General features: G+C 71.6%; 18 protein-coding genes. 7 read left to right on the top strand and 11 right to left on the bottom strand.

All coding sequences use genetic code 11. The annotated features are described in order from the left end of the window. Nucleotides 1-94: 94 nt before the first annotated feature. From DSY14_RS18155 to DSY14_RS18145, 3 genes are read left to right on the top strand one after another with little or no spacing between them, the layout of a single operon-like run. Nucleotides 95-1,126, top strand: coding sequence for a decaprenyl-phosphate phosphoribosyltransferase (locus tag DSY14_RS18155; protein ID WP_211717775.1), 1,032 nt, complete (start codon nt 95-97; stop codon nt 1,124-1,126). Further along, the gene (locus DSY14_RS18150; protein WP_211717774.1) at nt 1,123-2,481 is read left to right on the top strand and encodes an FAD-binding oxidoreductase; all 1,359 of its coding nucleotides are present in this window, start codon (nt 1,123-1,125) and stop codon (nt 2,479-2,481) included. Before DSY14_RS18155 ends, DSY14_RS18150 begins: the two co-directional genes overlap by 4 nt. 32 nt (nt 2,482-2,513) lie before the next feature. Then, entirely contained in the window at nt 2,514-3,266 is a 753-nt protein-coding gene (locus DSY14_RS18145; RefSeq protein ID WP_211717773.1) for an SDR family NAD(P)-dependent oxidoreductase, read from the top strand. 267 nt (nt 3,267-3,533) lie between these two features. On the opposite strand, the gene DSY14_RS18140 is transcribed toward DSY14_RS18145, so the two are convergent. Beyond that, nucleotides 3,534-4,976 carry an MDR family MFS transporter gene (locus DSY14_RS18140; RefSeq protein WP_211717772.1) on the bottom strand — a complete coding sequence of 481 codons (1,443 nt, stop codon included), beginning with the start codon at nt 4,974-4,976 and terminating at the stop codon, nt 3,534-3,536. 110 nt (nt 4,977-5,086) lie between these two features. Between DSY14_RS18140 and DSY14_RS18135 the strand changes: the two genes are divergently transcribed. Beyond that, complete coding sequence (locus DSY14_RS18135) at nt 5,087-5,746, top strand: TetR/AcrR family transcriptional regulator (RefSeq protein WP_211717771.1); 660 nt, start codon at nt 5,087-5,089, stop codon at nt 5,744-5,746. A gap of 169 nt (nt 5,747-5,915) precedes the next feature. Here DSY14_RS18135 and DSY14_RS18130 read toward each other — a convergent pair whose 3' ends face one another. The 5 genes from DSY14_RS18130 to DSY14_RS18110 form a co-directional block, all read right to left on the bottom strand. Then, nucleotides 5,916-6,887, bottom strand: a complete 972-nt coding sequence (locus DSY14_RS18130; RefSeq protein WP_211717770.1) for an oxygenase MpaB family protein — start codon at nt 6,885-6,887, stop codon at nt 5,916-5,918. 363 nt (nt 6,888-7,250) lie between these two features. Further along, on the bottom strand, nt 7,251-7,835 hold the full coding sequence (locus tag DSY14_RS18125) for an ATP/GTP-binding protein (protein WP_211717769.1): 585 nt from the start codon (nt 7,833-7,835) through the stop codon (nt 7,251-7,253). Beyond that, nucleotides 7,816-8,253 carry a DUF742 domain-containing protein gene (locus DSY14_RS18120; RefSeq protein WP_211717768.1) on the bottom strand — a complete coding sequence of 146 codons (438 nt, stop codon included), beginning with the start codon at nt 8,251-8,253 and terminating at the stop codon, nt 7,816-7,818. The genes DSY14_RS18125 and DSY14_RS18120 overlap by 20 nt, the downstream gene beginning before the upstream one ends. Nucleotides 8,254-8,261: 8 nt before the next feature. Continuing rightward, on the bottom strand, nt 8,262-8,705 hold the full coding sequence (locus DSY14_RS18115) for a roadblock/LC7 domain-containing protein (RefSeq protein ID WP_211717767.1): 444 nt from the start codon (nt 8,703-8,705) through the stop codon (nt 8,262-8,264). Beyond that, nucleotides 8,702-11,302 carry a nitrate- and nitrite sensing domain-containing protein gene (locus DSY14_RS18110; protein ID WP_283091654.1) on the bottom strand — a complete coding sequence of 867 codons (2,601 nt, stop codon included), beginning with the start codon at nt 11,300-11,302 and terminating at the stop codon, nt 8,702-8,704. The genes DSY14_RS18115 and DSY14_RS18110 overlap by 4 nt, the downstream gene beginning before the upstream one ends. Before the next feature lie 652 nt (nt 11,303-11,954). On the opposite strand from DSY14_RS18110, the gene DSY14_RS18105 reads away from it, so the two are divergent. Next, complete coding sequence (locus DSY14_RS18105) at nt 11,955-13,052, top strand: RDD family protein (RefSeq protein ID WP_211717766.1); 1,098 nt, start codon at nt 11,955-11,957, stop codon at nt 13,050-13,052. Nucleotides 13,053-13,095: 43 nt separating this feature from the next. On the opposite strand, the gene DSY14_RS18100 is transcribed toward DSY14_RS18105, so the two are convergent. The 4 genes from DSY14_RS18100 to DSY14_RS18085 are packed head-to-tail and all read right to left on the bottom strand — an operon-like array spanning nt 13,096 to nt 17,093. Beyond that, nucleotides 13,096-13,500 (bottom strand): DUF3592 domain-containing protein, encoded by a 405-nt coding sequence (locus DSY14_RS18100; protein ID WP_211717765.1) that lies wholly within the window; start codon nt 13,498-13,500, stop codon nt 13,096-13,098. 46 nt (nt 13,501-13,546) lie between these two features. After that, the gene (locus DSY14_RS18095; protein WP_374224023.1) at nt 13,547-14,182 is read right to left on the bottom strand and encodes a TetR/AcrR family transcriptional regulator; all 636 of its coding nucleotides are present in this window, start codon (nt 14,180-14,182) and stop codon (nt 13,547-13,549) included. A gap of 21 nt (nt 14,183-14,203) precedes the next feature. Further along, nucleotides 14,204-16,246, bottom strand: coding sequence for a YhgE/Pip domain-containing protein (locus tag DSY14_RS18090; protein WP_211717777.1), 2,043 nt, complete (start codon nt 16,244-16,246; stop codon nt 14,204-14,206). 52 nt (nt 16,247-16,298) lie between these two features. Continuing rightward, a complete protein-coding gene (locus DSY14_RS18085; RefSeq protein ID WP_211717763.1) occupies nt 16,299-17,093 on the bottom strand; it encodes an ATP-binding cassette domain-containing protein in 795 nt (264 codons plus the stop codon). Nucleotides 17,094-17,330: 237 nt separating this feature from the next. On the opposite strand from DSY14_RS18085, the gene DSY14_RS18080 reads away from it, so the two are divergent. Beyond that, nucleotides 17,331-18,167 (top strand): murein hydrolase activator EnvC, encoded by an 837-nt coding sequence (locus DSY14_RS18080; RefSeq protein ID WP_249188077.1) that lies wholly within the window; start codon nt 17,331-17,333, stop codon nt 18,165-18,167. A 459-nt stretch (nt 18,168-18,626) separates the two neighbouring features. Further along, entirely contained in the window at nt 18,627-19,403 is a 777-nt protein-coding gene (locus tag DSY14_RS18075; RefSeq protein ID WP_211717762.1) for an endonuclease V, read from the top strand. Nucleotides 19,404-19,504: 101 nt separating this feature from the next. Here the strand turns inward: DSY14_RS18075 and DSY14_RS18070 are convergent, their stop codons facing one another. Next, nucleotides 19,505-20,944 (bottom strand): GuaB1 family IMP dehydrogenase-related protein, encoded by a 1,440-nt coding sequence (locus DSY14_RS18070; RefSeq protein ID WP_211717761.1) that lies wholly within the window; start codon nt 20,942-20,944, stop codon nt 19,505-19,507. Nucleotides 20,945-21,079 lie beyond the last annotated feature (135 nt).

Here is a 21,079-nt window from a genome sequence, read left to right as displayed (position 1 = left end):
TCACCGACCGGACCCCCACCGGACCGCCCGACACCCCCCACGGGCGGTCCGGGCCCGTACCCGACCACCATCGCCGGACCCCGAGGGGGAGAGCGTGACCACGACCCCCGAGACCGAGAACCCACCCGGGCGGAGCGACGTCGTGGGGACGCCCCTGGCACTTCTGCGCGCCTGCCGACCCCGACAGTGGCTCAAGAACCTGCTGGTGTTCGCCGCGCCCGCCGCCGCGGGCGCGCTCACCGACCCCGCGGCGCTGCTGACATGCCTGGCGACCTTCGTGCTCTTCGGTGTCGCCGCCGGCGGCACGTACCTGCTCAACGACGTCCGTGACGCCCCCCGCGATCGACGACACCCGCGCAAACGCCACCGCCCCGTCGCCTCGGGCGCCCTCTCGGTGCCGGTCGCGGTCGTCGTCGGCGTCCTGTTCGTCACGGCGGCGCCCCCGGCCTCCCTCGCCCTCGGCGTGCCCGCGTTGAGCGCGGTGATCGGCGCCTACGTCCTCCTCACCCTGGCCTACACCCGGTACCTCAAGGACCGGGTCGTCGTCGACCTGGTGGCGGTGGCTGCCTGCCACGTGTTGCGCGCCATGGCGGGCGCCTACGCGGTCGGGGTGCCGCTCACCTCGTGGTTCGTGATCGTGGTGTCCCTGGCCGCCCTGCTCGTGGTGGTCGGCAAACGCGAGGCGGAACTGCGCACGGCCACCGACTCCGGACCGGAGGGCGACACCCCCGTCGAAACGGAGGACCCGGCCACCCCGACCGGGCACGGCGGTCCTCGCGACCCCGGACCCGCTCGAACCGACGGGGTGTCGGCCGTCGACGGCGCCCACCCCACCCGGGTGGCCCTGCTCGGCTACACCCCCGGCTACCTGGCCCAGATCCGCACCATCGCCTCCGGCGCGATGATCGTCACCTACTGTCTGTGGGCGCTGGAACAGGCCGATGGTCCGCAGTCGCCGTTCCACGCGGCCAGTATCGTTCCGTTCATCATGTTCGTGCTCCGCTACAACCTGCTCGTGGACCGCGGCGCGGGCGAGGAACCCGAGGAGATCGCGCTGCGGGACCGCCCCCTCCAGTGCGTCCTCGTCGCCCTCGTCCTCCTGGTCGGACTGGGGATCTACCTGTGAGTCGCCCGACCCTGCTCACCGGCTGGGGGCGCACCGCCCCCACCGCCGCCACCGTGGTGCGTCCGCGCACCGTCGCCGAGGCGGCGGAGGCGCTCGACCGGGCCGGACCGCGCGGCGTCGTGCCCCGCGGCCTGGGACGGTCCTACGGCGACGCCGCGCAGGACGCGGGCGGTCTGGTCCTGGACTGCACCGGGCTCACCGGGCCGCTCCGGTTCGACCCCGAGCGCGAGGAGGTCACCGCCCCCGCGGGCACGCCTCTGCGCCGTCTCATGGCGCACCTGCTGCCCTACGGTCGGTTCCTCCCCGTCGTCCCCGGGACCGGTCACGTCACCCTGGGCGGGGCGATCGCCGCCGACGTCCACGGCAAGAACCACCACGTCGACTCCTCGATCGGCGCCCACGTCCGTTCCCTGACACTGCTCACGCCCCGGGGTGAGGTCCTCGAACTCGGCCCCGACTACGGGGACACCGCGCTGTTCTGGGCGACCGTCGGCGGCATGGGTCTGACCGGCGTCATCACGTCCGCCCGACTGGCGGTGCACACGGTGGAGACCGCGCACCTGCGCGTGGACACCGACCGCACCGGGGACCTCGACTCCACGCTGGAACTGATGGAGCGGACCGACCACGCCTACCGGTACACGGTGTGCTGGGTGGACCTGCTGGCCCGCGGGGCCGCCACCGGGCGCGGTGTGCTCACCCGGGCCCACCACGCCCGCCTCACCGACCTTCCCGCGCCGCTCCGGCGCGAGCCCCTCCGCCACCGGCCGGGCGCGCCGCTGAGCGCCCCGCCCTGGGCACCGACCGGACTGCTCAACCGGGCGACCGTCGGCACGTTCAACACCGCCTACTACCACGCGGCGCCGCGACGCCGGCGTGGTCGGGCGCACCCGCTCGGCGGGTTCTTCCACCCGCTGGATCGGGTGCGGGGCTGGAACCGGATCTACGGTGCGCACGGGTTCGTGCAGTACCAGTTCGTGGTCCCCTTCGGTGCCGAGGACACCCTGCGGCACGTCGTCGAGGGGCTGTCCCGGGCCGGTGCACCCTCCTTCCTGGCGGTGCTCAAACGCATGGGGGAGCCCACACCGGGGCCGCTGTCCTTCCCCCGGCCCGGATGGACGCTCGCCCTGGATCTTCCCGCCGCGTCGCCCGGCCTGGCCCGGCTGCTGCGCGGTTTCGACGAACGCGTGCTCGCCGCCGGCGGGCGTCTGTACCTGGCCAAGGACAGTCGGGCGGACGCCGCGACGGTGCACGCGATGTACCCCGAGTTGGCGTCCTGGCGCAGGGTGCGCGAACGGGTCGACCCCGACGGGGTGCTCGTCTCCGACCTCGCCCGCCGGCTGCGGCTCGTCTGACCCCACACCCGGACCCTTCTGGAAGGAACCCCATGCGCGACTCGCTGGGAACAGTGCGCAGCGTCCTGCTGCTCGGCGGACGCAGCGAGATCGGCCTGGCCATCGTCGAACTGTTGGTGCGGGAGGGCGCCCGCGAGGTGGTCCTCGCCGCCCGGGGCGGGGTCGAGGAGACGCCCGCGGCCTTGACGGTCTCCGGCGCCAAGATCCACTCCCTGGAGTTCGACGCCGAGGCCACGGCGACCCACACCGACACCGTGGACGCCGCCGTCGACCTGGTCGGTGACCTCGACGTGGTGGTGGACGCCTTCGGGGTGCTCGGAGAACAGGACGCCTACGACCGGGACCCGGGCACCGCCGCCCGGGCCGCCGCCGTGAACTACACCGCGCACGTGTCCGTGGACCTGGCCGTCGCCGCCCGCCTGCGCGAGCAGGGGCACGGCGCCCTGGTGGTGCTGTCGTCCGTGGCGGGGGTACGGGTGCGGCGCGCCAACTTCGTCTACGGCTCGGCCAAAGCGGGCCTGGACGCGTTCGCGCAGGGGCTCGCCGACTCACTGCACGGGTCCGGCGCCCGGGTCCTGGTGGTCCGCCCGGGCTACGTCCCCACGCGCATGTCGGCGCACGTGGATCCGGCCCCGTTCCCGGCCACCCCGGATCAGGTCGCCGACTCCGTGGCGCGGGGACTCCGGAGCGGTGCCACCACCGTGTGGGCCCCACGGGTCCTGCGGCCGCTGTTCACCGGCATGCGCCTGTTGCCCCGCCCCCTGTGGCGCCGTCTGGGTCGTTAGAGGCTCCGGACCCGGGGGCGGTACAACGGTGGACGAGCACGGTCCGGAACCGGAGCCTTTCGCCACGACACCGGGTCCGCGCCGGGGGCGGGCCGTACCCTTCCCGAACGTCGTGGACCCCGGAGCCGGCCGGGCGTCGTTCGCGCCCCCGCTTCGAGGGACACGGGTTCCGGGACCGGCGGGAGCGCCGGAGCCCGATGGTCGCCCCTTCGGTCACACGCGCTACGCGTCCGACGCCTGCGGTGCGTGGCCCGTGGTCCGCTCCGCTCAGGGGGTGGAACTCGGGCGGGCGCTCGGGAGGAACACGGCCGGGATCAGCGCGAGCGCGGTCAGACCGGTCATCCACCAGAAGGTCGCCTGAAAGGCCGGGGTGGGCGCGGTGCCCTGGGCGATCAGGGACGACAGCAGCAGGGCCAGGGCGGCGGTGCCCACCGCCGCGCCCAGCCGTTGGGTGACGTTCAGGGCGCTGCTGGCGCGGGGCACCTGGTCGGAGGGCAGTCGACGGTAGGCGGTGGCCAGCATCGGGACCATCGCCGTGCCCAGGCCCAGACCACGCACGAACATCGCCGTGGCCAGCAGCGTCGGTGAGGTGTCCGGTCCCGCCAGGGCGAACGGCGCCGTCGCAGCCGCACCCACCAACAGGCCGCCCACGACCAGGTAACGGGGGCCGGTCCGGTCGGCGATCGGGCCGACGAACAGGTTGACCAGCGCCACCCCGGCCGCCATCGGTGCCATCAACAGCCCCGCCGTCAACGCCGAGGTCCCCTGCACCTGTTGGAAGAACAGCGGCAGCAGGAACATGCCCGCCCAGATGCACAGCCCGAACACGAACATGAGCAGGGCGCCCAGCCGGAACAGCGTGTCGCCGAAGAGACGGAGGTCGATCACGGGGGCGGGCCCGCGAGGGCGACGGCGCAGGGCGTGCACCACGAACCCGCCGATGAGCAGCGCGCCCACGAGGGCGAACACCAGAGCGAAGCGGTGGTCTCCCAGCACCGACAGCCCGTACAGGAGGGTCGCGATCCCGGGGGACAACAGGGCCAGCCCCACCACGTCCAGCCTCTCGCTCGCCCGTGGGTTCCCCCGTTCCACACCTCGCACGCCCAGGGCCATGGCCAGCAGGATCAGGGGGATCGACACCAGGAAGATCCACCGCCACCCGAGGGAGTCCAGGACCAGGCCGCCCAGGACCGGGCCCATCGCCGGGGCGATCTGGATCGGCACGCTCAGCAGCCCGATGGCCCGTCCCAGGCGCCGCGGACCCGCGGCCTGCACCAGCACGGTCATGACCAGGGGCAGGATCATGCCGCTGCCCAGGCCGGTGATGACCCGGAAGGCGATGAGACTCTCGATGGACCACGCGGCCGCGCACAACAGCGATCCCACGCCGAAGACGGCGAGCGCGGTCATCCAGGTGGCCCGCTGGCCGAACCGGTCCACCGCCCACCCGGTCACCGGAATGACGGAGGCGGTGGAGAGCAGATAGGCGCTGGCCACCCATTGGGCGGTCGCCACGGGGGCGTCGAGGGAACGGGAGAGGTGGTCGACGGCCACGTTGACGATCGTGGTGTCGAGCAGGGCGGCCATCGCCCCCACCAGCAGCACTCCGGCCAGCTTCCACAGCGCGCCGTCGATGCGGGTGGGGTCGGGTACGGGAACGGGTGCGAGGGAGGGATCCGGGGCCGTGGTGGAGGGGTCGTGCGTCGCCATCCCTAGGAAACTACACCGTGCAGTTTCCCGCGGGTCCGGTCGGGGTCCCGTCATGGTGCGCCAGACTGGGGGAGAGACCGGGAACGGCCCGGCGATGGCGGAGGTAGGCGATGACGGACCCCTGCGACGAGACAGGCGCACGCCGCTCCCCGGTCAAGCGCGAGGCCATCGTCGAGGCGGCGCTGCGGGTGTTCCTCCGGGAGGGCTACGCCCGTGCCTCGGTGGACGCCATCGCCGCCGACGCCGGGGTGTCCAAACGGACCATCTACAACCACTTCGCCGACAAGCGGGACCTGTTCGCCACCATCGTCGAACGCAGCAGCGCCGCCCTGGTCGCCGACCACGCCCGCATCGCCGAACGGCACCTGGTCGCGGCCGAGGACGCCCGCGCCGCCCTGACCGCCTTCGGCGACGAGTGGCTCTCCGCCGGTGGCCGCCGCGCCGATCACGGTGCGCTGGTCCGGTTGCTCATCTCCGAGGCCGCGCACTTCCCCGAGGCCGCCCGGGTGTGGACGGCCCGTGGCCCCGACTGCTCGCTGCGGAGCCTGGCCGCCCACCTGCGCGCGATGGCCGACCGCGGACTCCTGGACCTCGGCGTCGGGGAGGAGGAGACGGCGGCCGGTCACTACGTCGCGCTGGTGCGCAGTCCCGTCAACAACCGGGCCTTCTTCGGGGCCCTGCCGTTGCCCGAGGCCGAGGTCCGCGCGGTGGTGCGCTCCGGGGTGGACGCGTTCCTGCGCATCCACGGAGCGGCCGTCCCGCACCACTGAGGCCCCGCGTCGAGGCGGTGGATCTCGTCGCGCCGGTCGAAACGCCGCATTCGCCGATCCTTCGGGGGTGCGGGCCGGCACGGCGGTCCCCACGTCCGCGACGCGCGTTCGGACCACGCGCTGCGCGGGAACGGGGGCGTGCGGGGACGGCGCGTGCGGTGCGGGGTCCCTAACGGCGCTCGGGGGCGTCGTCGACGGACGGCGTGGCGGCCACCGCCTGGCCCGGCGCGGGGACCTTGGCGCCGGTGGCGGGGACGTCCTGGGTGCGCATGTCGTGGGGGACCGGGCAGCCCTGGGGGAACGTGCCGATGCGGGAGGGCTCGTACCCCTCGGGGTAACTGCGGATGTTGGGGTTCATACGGGCCCAGCGCGGCTCCGTGCGCGGCCGCATCCGGCGCACCACCTTGGCGCGCCCCTTCAGGGCCAGGTCGCCGGCTTTGCGCCAGAACGCGGAGGGTTCCGGGTAGCGGAACGCCTGGATCAGGCGGTCGTCCAACAGCGCCTTCGTGAAGGGCCGGACCAGGGGACGCTGCCAGGCCGGATAGAAGTCCACCATCAGCCCCAGGGTGGCGTCGGAGACCGCCCGTCCGCCTTCGGTGTAGGCGAAGTGCTCCTCCTCGTAGGAGTCCATGAGCCGCCGGAACTCCTCGTAGGTGTCGGGGATGTCCTTGATGCCCATGTGCCGGCCGAGCTTGCGGTAGTAGTTGGTGCTTCCCGCGATCTCGTGGTCGGACAGGCGACGCCAGCCGTAGCCGTGGTCGTTGAGCCAGCGCACCGGCATGACCACGAAGGTGCTCAGCACGTACAGGTAGTCGTCGTTGCTGATGTCGTAGGAGCGGTGCATCTGGTTCATCCGGCGCAGCGCGTCCCGGCCGCGGCCGGGCTCGAACCCGTGCTCCATGATGTCGTTGAGGATCAGGGCCGTGTCGTCGTACCGGTGCTGGGTGCGTTCGGTGAACTCACGGGTGTCGCCGAGCAGCCCCCCGACGCTGGGCACGGCGTAGGTGCGGTAGAGCGCCAGCCCCAGGGCCTGCTCGATGTCCCAGGGGAACTCCAGGGTCCCCAGGATGCGGACGATCTCCTCGCAGTCGGCCTCGGCATCCAGGGCGTGGATCTTGTCGCGCCACTCGAAACGCTTCATGGGTCTTCCACCTTCGTCCGGGCCCGCCCGCGACGGGTCCAGGGTCGTCGGGAACGTGAAACGCCGCTCCATGGGACGCCTCACCGCCCCGCACTTTACCCGGATGGGGCGCGTGTACAGAGGGCGTGTCCGGCCCCGCTCGGTGGAGCGGGGCGGGCCGGAGCGCATCGTGCCCGCTCCGACCCCTGCCCGTGCTCGGAACACCGGGAACGACGAAGGGGGCGACACCGGCCACGATGAGGGTCGTGGCACCGACGGGCGGAAGGCGTGGGCCGCCCTCCCGAGGCCCGAGGGAGCGCACACCCCGGGCCCGGACCTTCGCGTGAGGCGAGGCCGCCGGACCGCGGCGGACCCCGCCGGAGCTCAGGCGGTGACGCGCTCGGCGACCCGGTTCACCAGGGTCGACAACACCTGCTTGGCCGATTCCCGCTCCCGGGCGTCGCACAGGATCACCGGGATCTCCGGGCTCAGGCTCAAGGCCTCGCGCACCTCGTCCGACGCGTACTCGTGCGCGCCCTCGAAACAGTTCACCGCCACCACGAAGGGCACACCGCGCCGCTCGAAGAAGTCCACCGCGGCGAAACACGTCTCCAGACGTCGGGTGTCGGCGATGACGACCGCCCCGAGGGCGCCCTCCGACAGTTCCTCCCACATGAACCAGAAGCGTTCCTGGCCGGGCGTGCCGAACAGGTACAGCACCAGGCTCTCGTTGATGGTGATGCGACCGAAGTCCAACGCCACCGTGGTGGTCGTCTTCGCCTCCACCCCGGACAGGTCGTCGATCCCGTAGCTGGCCTCGGTCATCACCTCCTCGGTGCTGAGCGGGGCGATCTCGCTGACCGCGCCGACCAGGGTGGTCTTCCCGGCGCCGAAACCGCCGGCGACCAGGATCTTCAGGGCCGAGGGGACCGGCGCCTCGGTGTCCGGGTCAGAGTCTGTGGATGCCATCGAGAACCGCCTGGAGTACGTCCCGGCTCACCGGGCTCTTTGCTTGGTAGGGGGCGCGGGCCAAGGCCAGACCGCGGTTGAGCAGGTCGCTGAGCAGGACTTTGACCACGGCGACGGGGATGTCCAGGTGCGCGGACACCTCGGCCACCGACTGCGGTCTGCGGCACAGCTCCAGGATGCGCAGCTGTTCCGGTTCGAGCTCCATTTCGTCGACCTCGACCCGCTTGGCCGCGATGACCACGCTGATCATGTCCAGTCGTACGGTGTCCGCGTGCTCGCGCCCCTGCGCGATCACGTAGGGGCGGACGAGCGGGCCGGCCTCGTCGTGGCCTATCTCGTCGCCGTAGCCGCCCACGACGTCGCGCCGGGACCCGCCGTTCCGTAGATCGTCCGGTTCGATCTCGTCATGCGCTTGCATACAGACCCCTATCGATCGACGTCCTGGCCGGCGCCTCCACGGCGCGGTGCGGCGTCCATGTAGCGGCCCACCTGCTCGACCAGGACGTTCATCTCGTAGGCGATGAGACCCACGTCGGCGCTCTCCTCGGCGAGGACGGCCAGGCACGCGCCCCGACCGGCACCGGTGACGAACAGGTAGGCCTGCTCCATCTCGACGACGGTCTGGAGCACCTCGCCGCCGCCGAAGTGGCGCCCGGTGCCGCGGGCCAGGCTCTGGAAGGCGGAGGCCACCGCCGACAGGTGCTCCGCGTCCTCCTTGACCAGCTCGTGGGAGCGGCCGATGAGCAGCCCGTCGGAGGACAGGACGATCGCGTGCCGGGAGCCGACCGCACGATCGAGCAGCTCGTCGAGCAGCCAGTTGATGTCCTTCTTGCCTGCGGTGTCGCCGCCTGCGCTTTCGGTACTGGTCACGATGACGTGTCCTTGTCGGTGTCGTTGGTGTGCTGCCTGCCCTCACGCCGTCCTCGGTCCGTGCCCTTCTGGAACGCGGACATGTTCTTGCGCAGGCGAGCCAGCCGTTCCGAGCCGTCCAACGCGGGCGGGGTCGCGTTCGGGGCGCCGGAGGCCGGTCCACCGCCGGAGGGCGTGTCGGCCAACTGCGGGGCGAGGTTCTCCTGGGGGCGCCGCTTGGGCAGGGGAGGCCGGCCGTCGTCGGCGGGCGTGGTGTCCGGGGCCGGGCTCGACGGAGCCTCGGGGGCGGGCACGGTGCCCGCCGGTGTCTCGGACACGCCGGACTCGGGGGTGGTGGTCCTGTCGGGGCGACTGTCGGGTACCGCGCTGATGCGGGAGCCGCGGGTGGGCAGCGGAGGACGATCCTCCAGGGGAGCGGACAGGACGTCCTCGCCGGAATCCCGTTCGACCGGGGTGGACACCGAGGTCAGTACCGGTTTGGCGCTGCCCCGGTCCGCGTCGCCGCGGGCGGATCGGCCGGACTCCAGGGCGTTCCCGGAGGTGCGCCCCATGATCTCGCGCACCTCCCAGATCTCCTCGCCCGCGGTGTCGGTGGTCGGCATCGGGGTGCGGTCACCGGAGATGAGCTCCTGCGGGAGCAGGACGATGGCCTGCACGCCGCCGTACGGGGAGGGGCGCAGGTGCACCCGGATGCCGTGCCGGTGGGCCAGGTGCGAGACCACGAACAGACCCAGGCGCATCTTCTCGTTGAGGCGCATGACGTCGAACTCGGGGGGCTCGGCCAGCAGGCTGTTGGCCGACGTGAACTCGGCCTCGGTCATGCCCAGGCCCCGGTCCTCGATCTCGATCGTCACTCCGTTGGGCACGTCCTCGCTGCTCAGTCGCACACTGGTGTGCGGCGGCGAGAACATCGCGGCGTTGTCGACGAGCTCGGCGACGAGGTGGATGACGTCGGCGACGGCCGGACCGTTGAGGTTGACCCGGGCGATCCGTTCACGCTTGACCCGCGTGTAGTCGCCGGACTCGGAGATCGCGCCGCGCAGGACGTCGATCAGCGGCATCGGGCGGTGCCAGGTACGGCCGGGGGCCTCCCCGCCGAGGATCAGCAGGTTCTCGGCGTTACGGCGCGACCGGGTCGCCAGGTGGTCCAGCTTGAACAGCTGGGCGAGCTGGTCCGGGTCCTCCTGCTCCCGCTCCATCTTGTCCAGGAGACGCAGCTGGCGGTGGACCAGTGTCTGGCTGCGGTGCGCGATGTTGAGGAAGACGCGGTTGACGCCGTGGCGCAGCTCGGTCTGCTGGACCGCCTCGTCGACCGCGGCGCGCTGGGCGGTGTTGAACGCCTTGGCGACCTCACCGATCTCGTCGTCGTCGACGCGGAGTTCGGGGAGGTCGGTGTCGGTGTCGATCCGCTCGCCCCGGTGCAGGCGCTCCATGATCGACGGCAGCCGGTCCTCGGCCAGGGAGCGCGACTCGTCGCGCAGGGTCAGCAGCTGCTCGTTGAGGGCACGTGAGGAGCGTCGGGCCAGGAGGAAGGCGAGGCCCGTGACGGCGGCCACGCCGAGACTGCCCCCGACCGCGAGCATCACGGCCTGGTTGGCGTCCCGGCGGGTCACGACGGCGGCGTGGCCTGCCTCGTCGGCGCCCAGGGCGGTGAGCTCGGCCACGACGTGCCCGTAGGCCTGGTCCCACTCGTTCTCGTTCACCGGCATGGACAGGTTCTCGACCGTCTGCGGTGCGAGCGTCACGGGGTCGGTGGTGGTCTCCGTCTCCACCTCGCGCTCGATGATCGTGGTCTGCATCCGCTGTAGGGCGGCGTACTCGGGGCTCTCCAGCACCGCCCCGTAGCGCTCCGTCTGACCCGGACCCTCCAGGTAGTCGGCGTTGGCGTCCAGAAGGCTCTCGTAGGCGCCCACCATGGCGGTGAACTCGCGCTGGTCCTCGACGCTGAGCTCGTCGGTGGCGAAGCCACGGGCGATCTGGGCGTCGGCCTGGGCGAGAACGTCCACCGTGCGGAACATGTAGATCGCGGTGAACCCGGGGCTGACGGCGTCGCCCTCGTTGCCCTCACGGCCCTGGCTGTCGAAGCTGTCGGCGCCGTGCAGGATCAGTTCGTTGTAGTAGTCCAGGACGTCACCGCGGCCCGCGTCGCCGGAGTCGACGGCCTCGCGGATCTCGCCGATCTCCTGGTACATCCCGTGCAACATCTCGATGTGCATGCCACCGTCGCCGGGGGCCAGGTCGGCGAAGCCGATGAGCTCCTCCACGACCACGCCGAGGGAGTCGTCGGTGCTCTGTCGGGCCTCCACCATTCCCTGGGCCAGCTCGGCGTCGTCGGTGTTCTCGACGTAGGCGATGGTGGCCGACCGCTCGGCCATGGCGTCCACGAGGCCGACGGCGGCGGGGGTGACCAGGTCCTCCGTGGCCTTGGCGCGAATGAGCTGGTAGATCGCGTCGCCGCCGAGGACGAAGGTGAGGATGAGCCACAGGGCGACCAGCGCGGTCGTGGGGATCATGACCATGGCGCGGATGCGGGCTGTGATCGTCCGCCCGCGTTTCTTCGGTACTGCCTGCACGGTGCTCCTGTCCATCCGCGTCATGGGTGTGTCGTTCGGGCTCGGGGGCGTGGCCGCCTGGTCGTTCGTCGCGACCGGCGTGGGCGCACCGCCTCCCGCCCGCACGCCGTGTCTCGCCTGGGGTTCGGGTGACACGGACCTGTCGCAGAGTAACCACGAATGGGGGTTTTAGGCGTTCGGGATCGTATCTCGGCGGTGAATCGCCGAATAATCCGGGGGTGGAGGCAGTCTGCCATGAACCAGTGGAATGTTCACACAAATGCAGGTCTGTGGCCTACCGGTCAGTATGGTGCTGATGTCGCGCACGACTATAGGACAAAAGTCTCACGCGCTCCTAGGGGTGCTGCGGTGTTCCTTATCGGTCCGGACCGGTCGGTCGTTCCGGGGATCGACCGCCGAATCGGCGTTCCGCACCCACACGCCCACCGCCCGTACTAGCCTGGGTTTTCGAGGGTCTCCGCCGCGCCTCGGCCCGGCCTCGGGCGGTCGGCGGCCCGGCGAGAACCCGTCGGACCTGCGGTGGAATGGCGCATTCCTCGCGATTCCACCTCCGATTCCTCCCCGGCCCTGCCGGAGGCACGTTCCGCCGGCGCCCGCACAAGAGAACATCCCCTGTGGTGCAACGAACAGGGCCGAGCGTGAGGGCTCGCAGAGCCGGAACGGGGAGAGGGACTCCATGGGGCAAGCGTTCGGCGGAGGACAGGCCGCCATCGACGTGGCGGTCGCCGCCCTGCCACTGCTGATGGTGGTCGGCTCCGCTCTCTACCTGCGCGGGCAGCTCACGCGCTACGGCCGCCTGGCCGGTTGGCCCGGGCAGCTGACCCTGGCGGCCCTGCTCACCGGACTCGGCCTGGTCGCCTACGCGGTCTGGCCCCTGCCGGCCTCGGTCGACGGAGTGTGCCCGGTCATCCCCGAACCCACGCCGCCCCTGGACGTGCGGTCCATCCTGCTCGCCTTCGGGGTGTTCCTCCCGGTGGGGATCCTGGCCCGGGCCCGGTTCCGCCGCGGACTCCCGGTCACCCTCGCCCTGGGCACCGCCCTGGCCCTGGCGGTGACGGCCGTCCGCGCCACCGGCGTCCTCGGGTTCTATCCGTGCGCGTACAACACCGGTCCGCTCGCCCTCGCCGGGGTCGCCGTGGCCGGGGTGCTCCTCGGGTGGCTCGCGGCCAGGTGGGCGCCCCTGTTCTGGCCCCTCGGCCCGCACCGTTCCTGGCCAGGCGCGGTTCCGGACCGCGGTGTCCCCGACCTCACCCGTCGTGTCCTCGGCACCCTGCTCGATCTCGGCCTGTGGTGGTTCGGCTCCGCGCTCACCGTCGCCCTGCTGCACGCCTACGGCGTGATCGGCTCCGGGGTCGAGGACGAGGTCCGCACCGCGCTCCTCTTCGGGCTCGCCCTGGTGTTCGGGCTGTTCCTGCCGCTGATGCGTCGGGACCGCGCCACCCTGGGGACCGCCGCCGTCCGGGTCGCCCTGGCCGACCGGACGGTGCCCCGCGCCGCCCCGAGGCACCGTGTCCTGCTGCGCTCTCTCCTCTTGCAGGCGCCCGTGGTGGTGCTCATCGCCCTCGGCCTGGGGTGGTGGTCCCTGATCGTGGTCGCCCTCCACGCCTCCACCGCCGTGGTCCGCCCCGACGGGACCGGCCTGGCCGACCTCGTCTGCGGTACCCGGGTGCGCACGCGCGCCACCCTGGACGGCGGACTGCCCGAGCGGTTGGTGCGCTACGCGCCGCCGGCCGAGGAGCCGCCCCGAACGGATCGGGAACCGACCCACGTCTGAGCGTGCGCGGCGACCGGTGCCCGCCACCGTCGCGGGGTGGGGCTCAGGAGGTCTCGCCCCAGTGCAGGTAGCCGAGGAACGCCCCCGCCGCCACCAGGATCAGGCCCAGGGTGCCGAACAGCGCTCGCACGTAGTGGCTCAACCAGGGGGCGGAGACGATTCGGGCGCGCTCGGGTGCGTCGGGGTCGTAGGAGACCGTGACGATCTCCCCGGCGCGTGAGGCCGTCCAACCGGTGTTCTCGTGCTCGGCGTGCACCTCCTTGCCCTCCTCGGTCTGGAACTGCACGATCATCCGCGAGGCGACCGACGTCTCGTGGTAGCCGATGACCCGCCCCTTGGCCCGCACCCCGTGTTTGATCAGGCGCAGTTCCATTCGGGTGTCCCGCGCGACGACCCACAGGAGGATCGCGCCGGCCAGTGCTGGGAGCAGGGGATACAGATCGGCCATGGTGGGGGAGTCCTTCCGGGGGTTCGCGTGGGGCGTGCTGGGACGCTCAGTACGGTGACGAGGGCGAGCCGATCAGACCGTCGGCCATGTGCGCCAGGGTGGTGTGGATCTCCTCCACGGACCGCTCGGGCTGGAGGGTCCGCCAGTCGAGGGCCACGGTCACCACCATGCCGAACAGCGCCGACCCCGCGAGCGCGGTGTCCAGATCCGGACGGGTCAGTCCGCGTTCGACCATCGTGTCGAGCTGGTCGGTGATGACCCCGATCGCCTGGGTGCGGATCTGTCGGACGGTGGCGTACCAGGAGCGGTTGGTGCGCCAGGTCTCGGCCATGAGGAGCCGGGCCAGTGCCTCGTGGGTGCCGATGAACACGACCCCGGCCCGCAGTACCTCAGCCAGGGCCCGACGGGGCTCGACCTCGGGTTCGGGCACGGCCTCGCGCAGCGTGTCGGCCAGCCGGGTCACGCCCCACTCCATCAGGGAGGCGTACAGCTCGTCCTTCCCGCCGAAGTTGTAGTAGACCGTGCCCTTGGCCACGCCCGCGCGTTCGGCGATCTCGTCCACCGTGGTGTCGCCGTAGCCCTGCTCGGAGATCAGGGTGACGGCGGCCTCGAAGAGCTTGCGCCGGGTCGCCTCGCGGCGACCGCCGGCACGTCGCGAGGGCTCGGGGGTCTGCACGTTCATCGCCTCCATTGTGCCCTCCACCTAGATCTTCAGCGCCGGGTAGAGGGTGGACATCGTCCACACACGCTTGCGGGCCACCGCCAGCCAGGTCAACAGCAGGGGCACCACCAACCACAGGGACATCACACCGAACGCCTGTGCCACGAGCGTCATGTCTCCGCCGCCGATGAGGTGACGCATGGCGGTCACTCCCCAGTGCAACGGCAGGAAGGGGCCGATGGCCTGGAAGAACGCCGGGCTGGTCTCGATCGGGTAGGTGCCCCCGGCCGAGGTCAGCTGCAGCACCAGCAACGCCAGTGCGACCACGCGACCGGCCGCGCCGAACCGCACGGTCAGGTACTGCACGGTGGCGGCGAACGCGGAGGCGGTGAGCAGGAGGAAGGTCGACAGCAGTGGCCAGTGGGCCGATTCCAGGCCCAGCCCGACGTGCAGGACGGCCATCATGATCAGGACCTGCGCCCAGCCGACCAACATGGGCACCACCCGACCGGCCAGTGCCACCCGCCAGGACGGTGAGGCCGAGGCCAGGCCGCGTTCGGACAGGGCCGGCAACACCATGAACACGACCATCGCCCCCACCCACAGGGACAGGGGCACGAAGAAGGGGGCGAAACCGGTGCCGTAGTCGGGCACCTCGTTGTCCACCCGGCTGTCGAGACGGACCGGTTCGCTCATCATCGCGGCCGCGTTGGTACGGCCGGAGTCGGAGTAGGTGGGAATCTCGTCCACCCCGTCCGCAAGGCCCGAGGCGAGGTCGCCCGAACCCGAGGCCAGCAGATCCAGCCCTTCGTTCAGTTCGCCGGCACCGCCACTGAGCGTGCCGAGGCCGCTGTCGAGGTCGCTCGCCCCCTGTGAGGCCTCGGCCAGGCCGTCGCGGAGCTCCCGCGCGCCCTCGGCGAGGTCGGCCAGACCCTCGTCGAGTTCGTCCACCTGGTCGCGGGCGCCCTCGGCCTGGTCCACGATGTCCGGCAGGTCGTCGGCGATCTCGGCCGCCCTCGTGCTCAGGGCGGCGGCGTCGGCGGCGGTGTCGTCGATCTCCTGGCGGTGGTCGCTGACGAACCCCGCCACGTCGAGGGCGGTGTCCATGGCGTCCTGGAGATCGGTCAGCAGCGCGTGCAGCTCGGGCTGCTCCCGCTCCAGTTCGGGATGTTCCTCCAGGAACGCGGACAGTCGGCCGTCCACGTCCTCCAGCCCGGAGACGTCGATCCGCTCGGGCAACTCGCCCAGGGCCTCGTTCACCCCCGCGGCCACGTCGGCGACCTCATCCGCGCGTTCCTGGACGTCGGGGATGTCCTCCCGCAGCCGGGGCAGGACGTCGTCGGCCAGGTCGTTCAGGTCGTCCACCTTGGCGGAGACCTGTGAGGAGGCGTCGCCGGCACCGCTCGCCAGGGTCGAGGAACCCTCGTAGAGATCACCGATCCCCTCGCTGAGCGAGCCCGCGCCGGTGTGGGCGTCGTCGATGCCGTCGGAGAGTGCACCGGACCCGGTCTCGGCGTCCCCCGCGCCCTCCGCGAGCCGGTCGGCGCCGTCGGCCGCCTCCTCGGTACTGCCGTGGATCTCGTTGAAACCGAGGAAGATCCGGTCGAGGTAGTCGCTGATCGCCGAGGTGGCGGCGGCCTCGCGGATCTCCTTGAAGGCGCTGCCGGCGAGCTGCCGGACGATGTAGCTGTTGGAGTCGTTGTAGTCGGCGACGAGCAGCGCGGTGGTGGGGTCCTCGCGGTCCCGCGAGGGTGAGGTGAGTGCCTCGCTGAAGTGCGCGGGGATGGTGAGGGTGACGTAGTAGTCGCCGTCGGCGAGCCCGCGGGCCGCGTCGTCGGCCTCCACCAGGTGCCAGTCGAGGTCGCCGCGGTCCAGGAGGGTGTCGGTCAGTTCCCGTCCGGCGTTCACCTCGTCGCCGTCGACCTCCGCCCCCGTGTCCTCGTCGACGAGTGCGACGGGCAGGTGCTCCATGCGGTCGAAGGGGTCCCAGAACGACCAGAGGTACATCCCGGAGTAGAGCAGGGGGATGAGCATCAGGGCGGCCAGCGCGGCGGTGGGCAGCGGGGAACGCAGGAAGGACCGCATGGTGAGCAGCCCGAGTCGGGGGACGGCGAAGGGGCGGTAACGCGGTGTCCGGTCAGTCCTGGGCACGGTGGGCGCCCCCCTTCCGGCGGCCGCGCTTCGCGCGTTCCTCCGCGGGGCCGAGCAGCGCGGAGACGCCGACGACCGCGTCGTCCTCCTTCCCGTCGCCCCGGTCGAGGCAGGCCTCACCACCCTGGCGGATGGGAAGGGGGCCCTGGGTGTCGCGGTCGGCCACGGCGTCCAATCCGTGGGCGTCGGCGCAGGTGGCGATGACGGTCAGCCCCTCCTCGGCCAGATCCTTGAGGGTGCGCCACAGGGAGGCCCGGTGTTCGGTGCCGAGCCCGCCGTCGACGTCGTCCACGGCCAACAGGCGGGGCTCGTACACCAGTCCCAGAGCCAGGCCCAAACGTCGCCGTTGGGTCATGGCCAGCTCCTTGACCAGGGTGCTCCGGTCCAGGTCGGCAAGCCCGACCGCCTCCATGGCCTCGTCCGTGACCGAACGCGCGGCCGGACGCAGGCGCAGCAGCCGTGCCTCGGAGAGGTGTTCGCGCACCCGTAGGCGTTCGTCGAGCGCGTTGACGTCGTTCATGAGTCCGAGGGCGCTGATCCGACGCACCTTGCGCGCCTGTCGCGGCAGGGTGTGGCCGTCCACGTGCAGGAGCCCCCGGGTGGGGCGCATCCGGCCGGTGAGCGTGAGCAGCAGGGCACTGCGACCTCCGCCGGAATCGGCCTGGAAGACCGTGAGCGTCCCCGGCCGTGCCGTGAAACCCACCCCCGTGTAGACGGGGCCCTCGCGTGTGGTGAGCGAGACGTCCTCGGCGTGCACGCGTGCTCCGGTGGCCCGTCGCATCCCTGGTGTTCCCCTTTTTTTAAACTGACCAGTCAGTACAAATTACGGCTCCACCGTACTGGTTCGCGCCCGTCGCCCCGAGCGTTCGGGGCTGTGGGGTGCGGCACAACGAGGCGCTTCCGCGAGAGGGGGGATCCGCGGTCGGATTCGACGCTCTCCTTGCGCGGTCGCGGTTGCTCTTGCAATAAATACGTAATTGCGTAATCTTGGAGGTGGTCACGACACCGAGGAGGGGTCATGGAAGGAACGGGTCTGCGCGTCATCGCCGACCGACTGATGAGGATCTTCCTGTTCCTCATCCTCGTGGTGCTGGTCCTGGTCGTCGGGTCGATGCTGGGGGCGCCCATCCCCGCCTACGCGGGAGGCCTCGTCGCCCTCCCGGCGGCGGTCCTCTACGTGGTCGCGCTCGTGTGCGGTCTGCTCGCCGCCCGCAGGGCGGCCCGAAGCCCCGCGCCACCGGCCATCGAGGTGGGTCCGCCCGTCGAGGGCACCTGGACGGGGCTGAACGGTCCGGCCGACAAGGTGCCCAGCCACGGCGTGCACTCCCTCGGCCAGACCTTCGCGATCGACATCCTCATCGACTCCGGACGGCCGATCGTCGACGGGTGGTGGCCGGTCATGCGCCCGGCCACGGACTTCCCCTCGTTCGGCGCGCCGCTCGTGGCGGTGGCCGACGCCACCGTCGTGCGCGTCTCCGACGGGCAGCGCGACCATCGCAGCCGTGGTTCCTATCCGGGCCTGGTCTACCTGTACGCGGAGGGTGTCGTCCGTTCCCTGGCGGGGCCCCGGCGGATCTTCGGCAACCACGTGATCCTGGATCTGGGCGGTGGTGTCCACGCCGCCTACGCCCACATCAGGAAGGGGTCGATCGCCGTTCGGGAGGGCGACCGTGTCGTCGCCGGTCAGCCGATCGGGGAATGTGGCAACTCCGGCAACTCCTCCGAACCACACCTGCACTTTCAGCTCATGGACCACCCCGACCTCAACCGCGCCGGGGGACTGCCCTTCACCTGGACCGGTGTGGGTGTTCCCGCCAACGGCGCGTCCTTCACGGTCGCACCCTCCGCCCGCTGAAGACGGTTCGGGTCGTGCTCGTGTTGGCTGTGGGCCCCGCTGCGCTTCGGCCCGTGTTCGGGCGCCTGACGGCACGGCGGGAACCTTCGGGTCCTGCGGTGGGAGGGATCGTTTCTCGCGATCCCACCTCCGGCACCTCCACGGGTTTTCGGAGATCAGGGCCCGCCGGCGCCCGAAGCCCTGCTCTCTTTGGGCCTCCGCTGCGCTTCGGCCCGTGTTCGGGCGCCCCACGGCACGGCGGGAACCTTCGGGTCCTGCGGTGGGAGGGATCGTTTCTCGCAATCCCACCTCCGGCACCTCCACGGGTTTTCGGAGAGCAGGGCCCGCCGGCGCCCGAACGCACACCCCCTCGTGATTCGGGGGTCTGTGCGGGGGTGGGCGTGCGCGGGACACCCTGGGGACCCGACCGGCAGGCCCTAGACTGCGCGTGGCAGGTCGAGTCGGAGACGGTGGGGGACGATGACACAGATCGCCGAACGCGCGGCCCGGGCACTGGAGGATCCGGAGAACTGGCCGGACGACCCCAAGGAGGCCGTGGCCCGGCAACGGTTGCTCGCCGACCGCGTGCGGGTCGAACCCCTGGACGCCGACGCCGTGGAGCTGGTGTGCGGGCTCGACGTCAGCTACGGGGTGGGCGACACCGAACTCGCCGCGGCCGCGGTGGTCCTCGACGCCCGCACCCTGGAGGTCGTCGACACCTCCCTGGTCGCCGACACACCCGCGTTCCCCTACGTCTCGGGGCTGTTCGCCTTCCGTGAGCTGCCCCCGGTCCTCAAGGCCATCGAGGGGCTGTCCGTCACCCCCGACGTGTTCGTCAGCGACGGCTTCGGTGTGGCCCACCCACGCCGTTTCGGGATCGCCAGTCACCTGGGGGTCCTCATCGACGCACGGGTGATCGGCTCCGCCAAGACGGTGCTCTACGGCCGCAACGCGATGCCGGGCGAGGAACGCGGCTCCTGGACCCCGATGGTGGCGGGACGCTCCGAGCTCGTCGAGGACACCACGTCCCTGGCCGACGAGGGGGCCGAGGTGATCGGCCGCACGCTGCGCACCCGCGCCCGGACCCGGCCGGTCTACGTCTCCGTCGGCCATCGGGTGGACCTGGCCGGGGCCGCCGACCTCGTCCTGCGGGTGTCGCCCGACTACCGGATCCCCGAACCCATCCGGCACGCCGACCGTCTGTGCGGGCGGTACCGCAAGGAGCACGAGGCGAGGAACGCCGCGACGGGGGACTGACCCGCAGCGGGTGTCCAGGGGTACGGGGCGATCCACCCCGAACACGCGACAGGGGAGGGGCCGTCGGGCCCCTCCCCGTCATCGTCTCCGGTCGGCCTACGTCACCAGCCGTTCTCCACCGGACGGCCCTCGTTGTAACCGGCGGCGCTCTGCACGCCCACCACGGCCCGCTCGTGGAACTCCGCCAGCGAGGTGGCGCCCGCGTACGTCATGGAGCTGCGCACCCCCGCGATGATCTGGTCGATGAGGTCCTCCACGCCCGGACGCTCGGCCTCCAGGTACATGCGGCCGGTGGAGATGCCCTCCTCGAACAGCGCCTTGCGGGCCCGTTCGAAGGGGGAGTCCTCGGCGGTGCGCAGCCGCACCGCGCGGGCCGAGGCCATCCCGAAGCTCTCCTTGTACTGGCGGCCCTGCGCGTCGCGCATGACGTCGCCCGGCGACTCGTAGGTACCGGCGAACCACGACCCCACCATGACGTTGGAGGCGCCCGCGGCCAGGGCGAGGGCGACGTCGCGCGGGTGCCGCACCCCACCGTCGGCCCACACGTGTCCGCCCAGCTCACGGGCGGCGGCCGCGCACTCCAGGACGGCCGAGAACTGCGGGCGGCCCACCGCGGTCATCATCCGCGTGGTGCACATCGCGCCCGGTCCCACACCGACCTTGACGATGTCGGCCCCGGCCTCGATGAGGTCCCGGGTGCCCTGCGCGGTCACGATGTTGCCCGCGACGATGGGGACGTCCGGCGCCAGGGCGCGGACCTTCTCGATCGCCGCGATCATCTTCTCCTGGTGACCGTGCGCGGTGTCGATCACCAGCGTGTCCACCCCGGCGGCCAACAACTCGGAGGCCTTGCCGGCCACGTCGCCGTTGATGCCCACGGCGGCGGCCACGCGCAGCCGGTTCCGCGGGTCCACGGCCGGGGTGTACAGGGTCGAGCGCAGCGCGCCGGTGCGGGTGAGCACGCCCACCAGGGCGCCCTGCGTGTCCACGACGGGCGCCAGACGGTGCCGGAAGTCGTGCAGTATGCCGAAGGCCTCACGGGGTTCGGTGCCCGCGGGGATGGTCAGCAGTTCGGTGGACATGACGTCGTGCAACTGCGCGAAGCGGTCGACACCCGCGCAGTCGGCCTCGGTGACCACACCGAGGGGACGGCGGTCGTCGTCGATGACGATGACGGCGTTGTGCGCCCGCTTGGGCAGAAGGTTGAGCGCCTCGCCGACGGTGCTCGTCGGGTTGAGGGTGATGGCGGTGTCGTAGACCAGGTCGCGCTGCTTGGTCCAGGCGATGACGTCGGACACCACCTCGAAGGGGATGTCCTGCGGGACGACGGTGATGCCGCCACGGCGGGCGATGGTCTCCGCCATCCGTCGTCCGGCGACGGCGGTCATGTTGGCCACGACCAGCGGGATGGTGGTGCCCGTTCCGTCGGGCGAGGACAGGTCCACGCTGAGTCGGGAGCCCACGGCGCTGCGGCCCGGGACCATGAACACGTCGCTGTAGGTCAGGTCCTGGCTGGGGACCTGGTCGTTGAGAAAACGCAATGCCTCTACCTCGGTCGAGACCGAAGGGGGTGGACCATTCCGCCGATTCGCCTCGACGGCACCCTGTTGATCCCCCTCTTACCGGTCAATTATGCCGTCACCGATTACCTTGGAGATACCCCCGTCTGGCATGAT

The organism is Nocardiopsis sp. MG754419 (assembly GCF_018207095.1).
Taxonomy (GTDB): domain Bacteria; phylum Actinomycetota; class Actinomycetes; order Streptosporangiales; family Streptosporangiaceae; genus Nocardiopsis.
This window is presented reverse-complemented; position numbering and strand designations above follow the sequence as displayed.

What these genes read in the sequence shown, in the direction of transcription:
- DSY14_RS18085 (WP_211717763.1), bottom strand. Translation starts at nt 17,093, where the DNA reads ATGCGACGGGCCACCGGAGCACGCGTGCACGCCGAGGACGTCTCGCTC.
- DSY14_RS18090 (WP_211717777.1), bottom strand. Translation starts at nt 16,246, where the DNA reads ATGCGGTCCTTCCTGCGTTCCCCGCTGCCCACCGCCGCGCTGGCCGCC.
- DSY14_RS18145 (WP_211717773.1), top strand. Translation starts at nt 2,514, where the DNA reads ATGCGCGACTCGCTGGGAACAGTGCGCAGCGTCCTGCTGCTCGGCGGA.
- DSY14_RS18120 (WP_211717768.1), bottom strand. Translation starts at nt 8,253, where the DNA reads ATGCAAGCGCATGACGAGATCGAACCGGACGATCTACGGAACGGCGGG.
- DSY14_RS18140 (WP_211717772.1), bottom strand. Translation starts at nt 4,976, where the DNA reads ATGGCGACGCACGACCCCTCCACCACGGCCCCGGATCCCTCCCTCGCA.
- DSY14_RS18105 (WP_211717766.1), top strand. Translation starts at nt 11,955, where the DNA reads ATGGGGCAAGCGTTCGGCGGAGGACAGGCCGCCATCGACGTGGCGGTC.
- DSY14_RS18110 (WP_283091654.1), bottom strand. Translation starts at nt 11,302, where the DNA reads ATGACGCGGATGGACAGGAGCACCGTGCAGGCAGTACCGAAGAAACGC.
- DSY14_RS18095 (WP_374224023.1), bottom strand. Translation starts at nt 14,182, where the DNA reads ATGAACGTGCAGACCCCCGAGCCCTCGCGACGTGCCGGCGGTCGCCGC.
- DSY14_RS18125 (WP_211717769.1), bottom strand. Translation starts at nt 7,835, where the DNA reads ATGGCATCCACAGACTCTGACCCGGACACCGAGGCGCCGGTCCCCTCG.
- DSY14_RS18135 (WP_211717771.1), top strand. Translation starts at nt 5,087, where the DNA reads ATGACGGACCCCTGCGACGAGACAGGCGCACGCCGCTCCCCGGTCAAG.
- DSY14_RS18130 (WP_211717770.1), bottom strand. Translation starts at nt 6,887, where the DNA reads ATGAAGCGTTTCGAGTGGCGCGACAAGATCCACGCCCTGGATGCCGAG.
- DSY14_RS18100 (WP_211717765.1), bottom strand. Translation starts at nt 13,500, where the DNA reads ATGGCCGATCTGTATCCCCTGCTCCCAGCACTGGCCGGCGCGATCCTC.
- DSY14_RS18075 (WP_211717762.1), top strand. Translation starts at nt 18,627, where the DNA reads ATGACACAGATCGCCGAACGCGCGGCCCGGGCACTGGAGGATCCGGAG.
- DSY14_RS18080 (WP_249188077.1), top strand. Translation starts at nt 17,331, where the DNA reads ATGGAAGGAACGGGTCTGCGCGTCATCGCCGACCGACTGATGAGGATC.